This is a genomic window from Pseudomonas sp., assembly GCF_030696055.1.
Lineage (GTDB): Bacteria > Pseudomonadota > Gammaproteobacteria > Pseudomonadales > Pseudomonadaceae > Aquipseudomonas.
In genome coordinates this window covers 24405-32300 of the sequence record NZ_JAUYNP010000248.1, presented here as the reverse complement: position 1 = coordinate 32300, position 7896 = coordinate 24405, and the positions used below count along the sequence as shown (strand labels likewise).

Genomic DNA, 7896 nt, shown 5'->3' with positions numbered 1-7896 from the left:
CGGCTGTAGGCCAGGCGGAAATGCGCGACCTTGATGGTCTGCGGCACGCCATCAAGCTCGACGTGCTCGTGGCTCCAGTCGAACTGGCAGGCATCGCCTGGCGCAAATACCAGCGGCACAAAGGCCTGGGTAGCAGTGGGCAACACGCGGCATAAAAACACGGTCGCCGCGACAACTACCTTGAAAAATGCCGCCTCCTGAAGCAGCTCATACAGACGCCTGTCGAAGATAAACGAGGCCGATTTCATTGAGACACCAGAAGAGTTAACGCGAAAGAAATGCGGATTATAATCCGTGGCTCGTGCGTCCGCAAACGCACGATAGTGCCGCCTCAAGTGGAATTGAGACGGTCATGGATAAGTTGGCGAAAGCGTTAGGGGAACGCATCCGAATACAGAGGAAAGCCTGCCGGATTTCCCAGGATGCACTGGCGCTGGCGTGCAATATCGACCGCAGCTATGTGGGGCGGATCGAGCGTGGCGAGGTAAACATCACCGTCGAGAAGCTATACCGCATCGCAGGCGAGCTCGCCTGCGACCCTTCAGGCCTTCTACCTCCGGTGTCAGAGCTGTCCACCTGATCAATATTGGCGCTCAAGAAGACCTGAGATAAGTGCTGCTGTTACTTTTCCCTAGGCCTCCCACCGCCGTCAGCATCTTCAAAATCACCAACTCAAACGCCCGAGTCTTGGTCTCGTTATCCAGCACTTCCAGCGATAACTTCTCGTGGTCAGTCATGGCGTCCAACACTGTGTCCAGCACACGTTTGGGAAACAGGCCGTGCATCACCTGTTCAATCGAGCGGTTGTTTACCTGGGCCATGACATCCTCCTGGCGGCTGATGCGCTGGGCGATGCCAGTGAGAAATTGCAGTTGGTCGTCATCGCTCACTTCGGCACCGAAGATATCGTTCAGCGCCTCAATGATTCACGCAACTGCTCCTTGAAAAGCGTGCAAAGGAGCGAGTCAAACCTAGATGACCGTTTTCACTTCAGCTGCACAGCCAGAACTTTTTCAATGGCGTCACGGAAACCGGGCTTGTGGATCTTCCTGCCTTTCACATCTACCAATTCGCCCCTGCTGCCAATCGACAGTCCCACAAGGCCAAGCGCTACCGGATCAATCGCCTCTTTTAGTGCCGCCAGTTCGGCATCGTTCAGGCGCGCCTTGTCGAAACGTTATGCCCAGTCGCGCTCGAAAACGGGCAAGCCAAAGTGCCCTCGCGAACTGATAGCAATATGAGAGCCCTACAGAACTCATAGACCACGGGCAATGCTTGAGTTGTTAGTAAAGCAGCCTAGCTTCTTGCATTAGGCGACCTAATAGAAAGCCGCAAACTAGTACTCTGTATCCGCAGCTAAGCCCACAGAGTTCAAGCCTCACCAGAAACTCGACTTTGTAAAGGAAGCTTTGTGGCCAGTTGCGACAGTGTAATCCGCACGTGATTCAAGCTACGCATGCAGGCGGTTGTAGAAACGACCTAGATTAACGCCAAAAAACCGGCACTGCTCGGATCAAGAGTTCAACTAATGAGATTGTGGTTCATGAGTTATTGGGCGTTAGGTACTTGTTTAGGGTAACTAAACATAGGGTGAGTGCGCATAAATAAGCCAATCTGGCTGAAAAAATCGAACCTAAATTGCAAACAGGAGTGGCTAGTAGGGATTATAGGAGTTCAATTAGGGGTAACTAAGCGCAGAAGCTGCAATGGTTCCAGGAGCAGCCGTTGGTCACCGGCAGAATCAGCGAATGGGCCTCGCTGGGCGGGCGGAACACCGGCTCGATATAGCTGATGGGGAGATCTTGCATAGGGTCTACTCAGAGCAGATGGCGAGCTTAGCCACCAATAATCTTCATCACGGTCGCGCCACCGGAGAAGGCAATCTCCTGCTTGTCGCCTAGGGCCTTGAGCAGCAGCCCCTGCAAGGCCGGCAAGGCCTGATGACGCGGTTTGTCGAGCAGATCGCCGACATAGTGGCGGTTGCTCGACGACAGGCAGCCATGCAGCCAGCCGGTCGAAGACAGGCGCAGGCGCGAGCAGGTGCGGCAGAACGGTACGCTTTCGTTGGCGATCACGCCGAAAAAGCCCTGCCCGGGTATCTCATAGCGCAGCGCCGTGGCATCCAGCGCCGCGCTGGCCTGGGTAAAGTCATGCTGCTGGCCGATCATGCCGAGCAACTCGGGCATGCCGACAAACTGGCGCTGGAAGCTATTACCGTCGCGGGCCAGATGACCCATGCGCATCAACTCGATAAAGCGCAGCTCGAAGCCATTGGCCAGGCAGTAGTCCAGCATCGGCAGCACCTGATCGAGGTTCTGCCCGCGCAGCGGCACCATATTGACCTTGACCTGCAGGCCCGCCGCCCGCGCCTGTTGCAGGCCATCCAGCACGGTGGCCAGGTCGCCGCCACGGGCGATCGAGCGGAATGCCTCGGTATCCAGGGTGTCCAGGGAGATATTCAGCCGGCGCATGCCGCACTCGAGCAGCAGCGGTAGCTTGCGCGCCAGCAGCTGGCCATTGCTGGTCAGGCTGATATCGGCCAGGCCGAGCTGGCTGACCCCGCGCAAAAAACTGTCCAGTTTGGGGCTGACCAGCGGCTCGCCACCGGTGATGCGCAGCCGTTCGATGCCGGCGGCCTCGATCAGATAGGCCACGCCACGCAGCATGGCTTCGGCCGACAGCTCATCCTGCGCGGCCACCAGGCGCTTGCCATCGGGCACGCAGTAAGTGCAGGCATAGTTGCAGGCAGCCGTCAGGCTGATGCGCAGGTTGCGAAAGCGTCTGCCCTGGCGATCAACGATCATGCAAGACTCCAGCGAAGGTGAGCGCCGAGTATAGGGTCGCCGCCAGCCCAGCAGATTCGTTATCGAGCAGCTGAATACCTCAGCTAAGTGGGGTGTCGCCGTCACGCTTGCGCTTGTTGCCCATGCGCACGCCGATATCCATCAGGAACTGGAAGAAGCCTTCCTGATCTTCCAGCACATTGCTCCAGAACGGCGAGTGGTACAGCGCAACCGCGCCATGCACCAGCGCCCAGGCCGCGCAGTAATGGAAATACGGCGGCACGTCTTCCAGCTTGCCTTCGGCGATCCGGCCCTTGATCAGCTGGGTCAGACGCTCGAAGTTGGAGGCACGGATCTTGTGCAGCTGCTCGACCATCTCCGGCACCTGATTACCCTTGACCACCTTCTCTTCCAGGCGGTCGAACAGGCGATAGCGCTGCGGGTCGCGCATACGGAATTCGAAATAGGCACGCGACAGGGCTTCCTTGTCGCGGTCGATGTCGGCCGAGTGCAGCAACTCGTTGAGATCGCGCTCATAGTCGAGCATCAGGCGCAGATAGATCTCCGCCTTGGACTTGAAGTGCTTGTAGATGGTGCCTTTGCCAATACCAACGGTGTCGGCAATCATCTCCACAGTCACGCTGTCTTCGCCCTGTTCGAGGAAGAGCTTCAGCGCTGTATCGAGAATTTCCTGTTCGCGGCGGCGAAACTCACGGACCTTGCGGGGTTCTTTATGCATAAAAGGACTACGGGGTCGAAAATCGAAGGCGCGTATTATGCCTAACTAACGGCAAATTGCACGGATCATCCGACCATGTACGCTGTTCATGACGAGTTTCCACTCCTTCCTGGCCTGCGCTACCTGAACCACGCGGCCGTTTCCCCCTGGCCCAAACGGGCGGCCGATGCGGTCAGCCGCTTCGCCGAACAGAACACGCGCAGCGGTGCCCGCAATTATACCGATTGGCTGCAGGTTGAGCGGCGCCTGCGCGAACGCCTGCAACGCCTGCTCAACGCGCCCTCCTGGGCCGATATCGCCTTGGTGAAAAACACCTCGGAAGCCCTCTCCTTCGTGGCCTTCGGCCTGGACTGGCGGGCCGGCGAGCAAGTGCTGATCAGCAACGAGGAGTTCCCCTCCAACCGGGTGGTCTGGCAAGCGCTCAGGCGCTTTGGCGTCGAAGTGATCCAGATCGATCTGCAGCGGGGTGACCCCGAAGCCGCGCTGCTCGCCGCCTGCGGGCCACGCACCCGCCTGCTGTCGATCAGTGCGGTGCAGTACGCCAGCGGCCTGCGCCTGGATTTACCGCGCCTGGGCCAGGGCTGCCAGCAGCGCGGGGTGTTGTTCTGTGTCGATGCGATCCAGCAGCTCGGCGCCCTGCCCTTCGATGTTCAGGCCAGTCAATGTGCCTTCGCCATGGCCGACGGCCACAAGTGGCTGCTCGGCCCGGAAGGCCTGGGCGTGTTCTATTGCCGCAGCGACCTGCGCGAGCAGCTGAAACTGCACGAATACGGCTGGCATATGCTCGAACACGCCGGCGACTACCAACGCACGGACTGGCAGCCGGCCCGCAGCGCCAGGCGCTTCGAATGCGGCAGCCCGAATATGCTCGGCACCACGGCCCTGGAGGCCAGCCTGTCACTATTGGAGGAGGTCGGCATGGCGCACGTCGAGGCGGCGCTGCAGGAACGCGTGCAATGGCTGCTCGATGGTCTGCAGAAGATCCCCGGCGCCCAGCTGCACAGCCCGCTGAATCCCCAGCGGCGTGGCGGCATTGTCAATTTCAGCCTGACTGGCTGGCAGAACCAGCAGTTGTTCGAGCGCCTGAAGCAGGAGCAAGTCATCTGCGCGCAACGCGGTGCGGGCATCCGTCTGTCGCCGCATTTCTATACGCCAACCGCGGTGATAGAGGAAAGTTTGCAGCTGCTGCACCAGCTGGGAACAGGTTGAGGACTCAACAGCTCGCTGGGTATTCCAAATCCGTTTAAGAATGCCGCTAAATGGCCTGGACGATCGGCAATCTTCACCGATACTGAGGATTACTGGTGTGCGGCGTATCCCCCAAGCGCCCCGCCAGGCAAGGTACCGTGGACCGCGTGCCTTGATTTACTCCTAATGGTCTTAACCCGGACTCATCCCCCAGAGTCCGGGTTTTTTTTGCGCCGAATTCAGAGCAGTACAGGTGCCACCTGGATTCAGAGGACTCTAGCCAGAGGAAATAAGCGCTTAAAGTTGGTCGTGGTCTGTTCGGCCAGCTGCTCGAAACTGACGCCGCGCAGAATGGCCAGGTACTCGGCCACATCACGCACATACTCCGGCAGATTCGGCTTGCCGCGATGCGGTACCGGGGCCAGATAAGGCGAGTCGGTCTCCACCAGCAAACGATCGGCCGGCACCAAACGCGCCACTTCGCGCAGCGCCTCGGCATTGCGGAAGGTGACTATGCCGGACAGCGAGATATAGAAACCGAGATCCAGGGCCGCCTTGGCCATTTCCCAGTCTTCGGTAAAGCAGTGCAGCACGCCGGCTTGCGCCAGCGCCGCCTCGCGCAGCAAGGCCAAGGTATCGGCGCGCGCCTCGCGGGTATGCACTATCACCGGCTTGCCGGTGACCTGGGCGGCCTGCAGGTGCAGGCGGAAGGCTTGCTGCTGCAACTCGGCCGCTTCCGGCTGGTAGTGGTAGTCCAGGCCGGTTTCACCAATCGCCACCACCTGCGGATGGTTCAGCTCGGCGAGCAACCAGTCCAGAGCAGGAGCGGCACCGGGCTCGAGATCCAGCGGATGCACGCCGACCGAACAATCGACATCGGCATAACGCTCGGCCAGACCCTTGACCGCCGCGGCGTTGTCGGCGCTGACACCGATGCAGAGAAAATGACCGACGCCGCGCGCCCGCGCAGCGTCCAGCGCCGCATCGAGGGAGCCGTTATGGGCGGCCAGATCGAGGCGATCGAGGTGACAGTGGGAATCGATAAGCATGGGAGCCTCAAGCTTCAAGCTTCAAGCTTCAAGCTTCAAGCTTCAAGCACCAAGCCACAAACTCAGAGCCTGTCGCTTCTAGCTTGCAGCTTATGGCTTGTCGCTTACGGCTATTACATCGTGTGAGTCGGGCGATCCGAGGTCAGCGCACCGGCCAGGTAGGTTTCGATCTTGTTGCGCGCACTGTTGTCGCCATCATTGAACTGCACGCCGACACCGGCCGCGCGGTTGCCTTGAGCCCCCTTGGGCGTGATCCAGACCACCTTGCCGGCCACCGGGATTTTTTCCGGTTCGTCCATCAGGTTGAGCAACATAAACACTTCATCGCCGAGCTTGTAGCTCTTGTTGGTCGGGATAAACAGACCGCCATTCTTGATAAAGGGCATATAAGCGGCATAGAGCACAGACTTGTCCTTGATGGTCAGGGACAAGATCCCGTTACGCGGGCCCAAGTTAGGAGGCAGACTCATGCGGCATTCCTGGTTTTATGACTCAATAAGCGATTCTAGCCCGGTCCGGGTAGGCTTGCCCACTGCACCAGCAAGGCTTCGAGAAGCAACACACGGTTGAGGTTGGCCTTGGCCATGACTTTCTGTCGCTGCGCCAACAACCAACCCTGAATCAGCAGCACCTTGGCTTGCGGGGTTTTCTCTGCCAGGTACTGCACCACCTTGCGCATATCGGCATGACCGAGGCCCTCTTCATCCCGGGTCAGCTGGTAGCGCAACATCAACTGCGACCATTGGCTGAACCAGTCGAACAGCAGCTGCAGAGACACCGCATTCCAACTTTCCGCCAGCTGACTGGGGGCGATCTGCTGCTTGAGCAGTTTTTTCACCCCCTCGACCACCTGGGCGCGCTGGGCACTGACGCCCTGCGCCTGCATGCGTACGGCCGCCAAGGGCGAGCCGGCGGCCAGAAACAGCAGTTCGCGGTGCTCGTCCACGCTGCAGTCCGGTAGCGCCTTGGCCAACCATTCCAGGCTCATCGCCTCACTGGGCAAAGGGCAGGCCTGCTGCACGCAGCGGCTCTTCACCGTTGGCAGCAGCCGGCTGGGCTGGTGACTGACCAGCAGCAGCACGGTATTGCCCGAAGGCTCTTCCAGGCTTTTCAGCAAGGCGTTGGCGGCATTCAGGTTCATCGCTTCGGCGGGCTCGACCAATACCACCTTGCGCCCGGCCAGTTGCGCGGTCTGCACCACGAAACCCACCAGCTCACGCACTTGGTCGACCTTGATGGCCTTATCCGCCTCTTCCGGCTCGAGGATGTAATTGTCCGGATGGGTGCCGGCCGCCAGCAGATGACAGGACTTGCACTGGCCACAGGCGTCCAGCCCTTCGGGGCGCTGGCAGAGCAGACGCGCCATCAGGCGCTCGGCCAGGGCGCGTTTGCCTATGCCTGCCGGGCCATGCAGCAGATAGGCATGGGCGTGCTGCGTGCGCCCGGCCAGTTGCTGCCAGAGCGAATCCTGCCAGGGGTAGGCTTCAGCCACGCTGCAGCTCCAGCAGTTCCGGCAGCAAAGCATCCAGGGCCTGCTGCACCTGGCTCAGCGACTGCGCGGCATCCAGGATGCGATAGCGCTGCGGCTGCTGGCTGGCGCGGCGCAGGTAGGTCTGGCGCACCGCCTCGAAAAACCGGCGATCTTCCTGCTCGAACCTGTCCAGGCGACCGCGGGCCGCGGCGCGGGCCAAGCCGACCTCCACCGGCAGATCGAAGACCAAGGTCAGATCGGGACACAACCCGCCCTGCACGAAATCCTCCAGCGCGGCGATACGCGTCTCGGACAGGCCGCGGCCGCCGCCCTGGTAGGCGTAGGTGGCATCGGTGAAGCGGTCACAGAGCACCACGCAACCACGGGCCAGGGCCGGGCGTATCACCTGGGCCAGGTGCTGGGCGCGCGCAGCGAATACCAGCAGCAGCTCGGTATCGGCCGCCATCGGCTCGTCGCTGGGCGCCAGCAGCAGTTCGCGCACCCGCTCAGCCAAGGGCGTGCCGCCCGGCTCGCGAGTCAACAGCACATCAATGCCCTGCTCACGCAGGCGTTCGGCCAGGTATTCGCGATTGGTGCTCTTGCCGGCGCCCTCGGGACCTTCCAGGGTGATAAACAAACCGCTCACAGACTGTCCTTACTCATTGT

Annotated in this window: 9 protein-coding genes and 3 pseudogenes; 2 read left to right on the top strand and 10 right to left on the bottom strand. The window is 60.5% G+C overall.

The features are described from left to right. A pseudogene (locus tag Q8Q83_RS14650) lies at positions 1 to 248 on the bottom strand (hypothetical protein); the annotation flags it as partial. 104 nt (positions 249 to 352) lie between these two features. Here Q8Q83_RS14650 and Q8Q83_RS14645 point away from each other — a divergent pair. Further along, positions 353 to 580, top strand: coding sequence for a helix-turn-helix domain-containing protein (locus Q8Q83_RS14645; protein ID WP_305624870.1), 228 nt, complete (start codon positions 353 to 355; stop codon positions 578 to 580). Between the two features lie 13 nt (positions 581 to 593). On the opposite strand, the pseudogene Q8Q83_RS14640 reads toward Q8Q83_RS14645, so the two are convergent. From Q8Q83_RS14640 to Q8Q83_RS14625, 5 genes and pseudogenes are all read right to left on the bottom strand, one after another. Beyond that, a pseudogene (locus tag Q8Q83_RS14640) lies at positions 594 to 926 on the bottom strand (hypothetical protein); the annotation flags it as partial. A gap of 59 nt (positions 927 to 985) precedes the next feature. Next, positions 986 to 1159 (bottom strand): gamma-mobile-trio protein GmtX, encoded by a 174-nt coding sequence (gene gmtX, locus Q8Q83_RS20265; RefSeq protein WP_371132417.1) that lies wholly within the window; start codon positions 1157 to 1159, stop codon positions 986 to 988. Between the two features lie 535 nt (positions 1160 to 1694). After that, positions 1695 to 1808, bottom strand: a pseudogene (locus tag Q8Q83_RS14635) (radical SAM protein); the annotation flags it as partial. A gap of 27 nt (positions 1809 to 1835) precedes the next feature. After that, positions 1836 to 2804, bottom strand: coding sequence for a GTP 3',8-cyclase MoaA (locus tag Q8Q83_RS14630; RefSeq protein ID WP_305624869.1), 969 nt, complete (start codon positions 2802 to 2804; stop codon positions 1836 to 1838). A 79-nt stretch (positions 2805 to 2883) separates the two neighbouring features. Beyond that, on the bottom strand, positions 2884 to 3522 hold the full coding sequence (locus Q8Q83_RS14625; RefSeq protein WP_305624868.1) for a TetR/AcrR family transcriptional regulator: 639 nt from the start codon (positions 3520 to 3522) through the stop codon (positions 2884 to 2886). Between the two features lie 75 nt (positions 3523 to 3597). Between Q8Q83_RS14625 and Q8Q83_RS14620 the strand changes: the two genes are divergently transcribed. Next, positions 3598 to 4731: an aminotransferase class V-fold PLP-dependent enzyme gene (locus Q8Q83_RS14620; protein WP_305624867.1), complete on the top strand. Its 1134-nt coding sequence runs from the start codon at positions 3598 to 3600 to the stop codon at positions 4729 to 4731. A gap of 245 nt (positions 4732 to 4976) precedes the next feature. Here the strand turns inward: Q8Q83_RS14620 and Q8Q83_RS14615 are convergent, their stop codons facing one another. The 4 genes from Q8Q83_RS14615 to tmk all read right to left on the bottom strand — a co-directional run bounded on the left by Q8Q83_RS14615 (position 4977) and on the right by tmk (position 7876). Further along, positions 4977 to 5759, bottom strand: a complete 783-nt coding sequence (locus Q8Q83_RS14615; protein WP_305624866.1) for a TatD family hydrolase — start codon at positions 5757 to 5759, stop codon at positions 4977 to 4979. A 113-nt stretch (positions 5760 to 5872) separates the two neighbouring features. After that, positions 5873 to 6229, bottom strand: a complete 357-nt coding sequence (locus Q8Q83_RS14610; RefSeq protein ID WP_058066284.1) for a PilZ domain-containing protein — start codon at positions 6227 to 6229, stop codon at positions 5873 to 5875. Positions 6230 to 6264: 35 nt separating this feature from the next. Beyond that, positions 6265 to 7251, bottom strand: coding sequence for a DNA polymerase III subunit delta' (locus tag Q8Q83_RS14605; RefSeq protein WP_305624865.1), 987 nt, complete (start codon positions 7249 to 7251; stop codon positions 6265 to 6267). Further along, on the bottom strand, positions 7244 to 7876 hold the full coding sequence (gene tmk / locus Q8Q83_RS14600; RefSeq protein ID WP_305624864.1) for a dTMP kinase: 633 nt from the start codon (positions 7874 to 7876) through the stop codon (positions 7244 to 7246). Before tmk ends, Q8Q83_RS14605 begins: the two co-directional genes overlap by 8 nt. Positions 7877 to 7896: the final 20 nt, after the last annotated feature.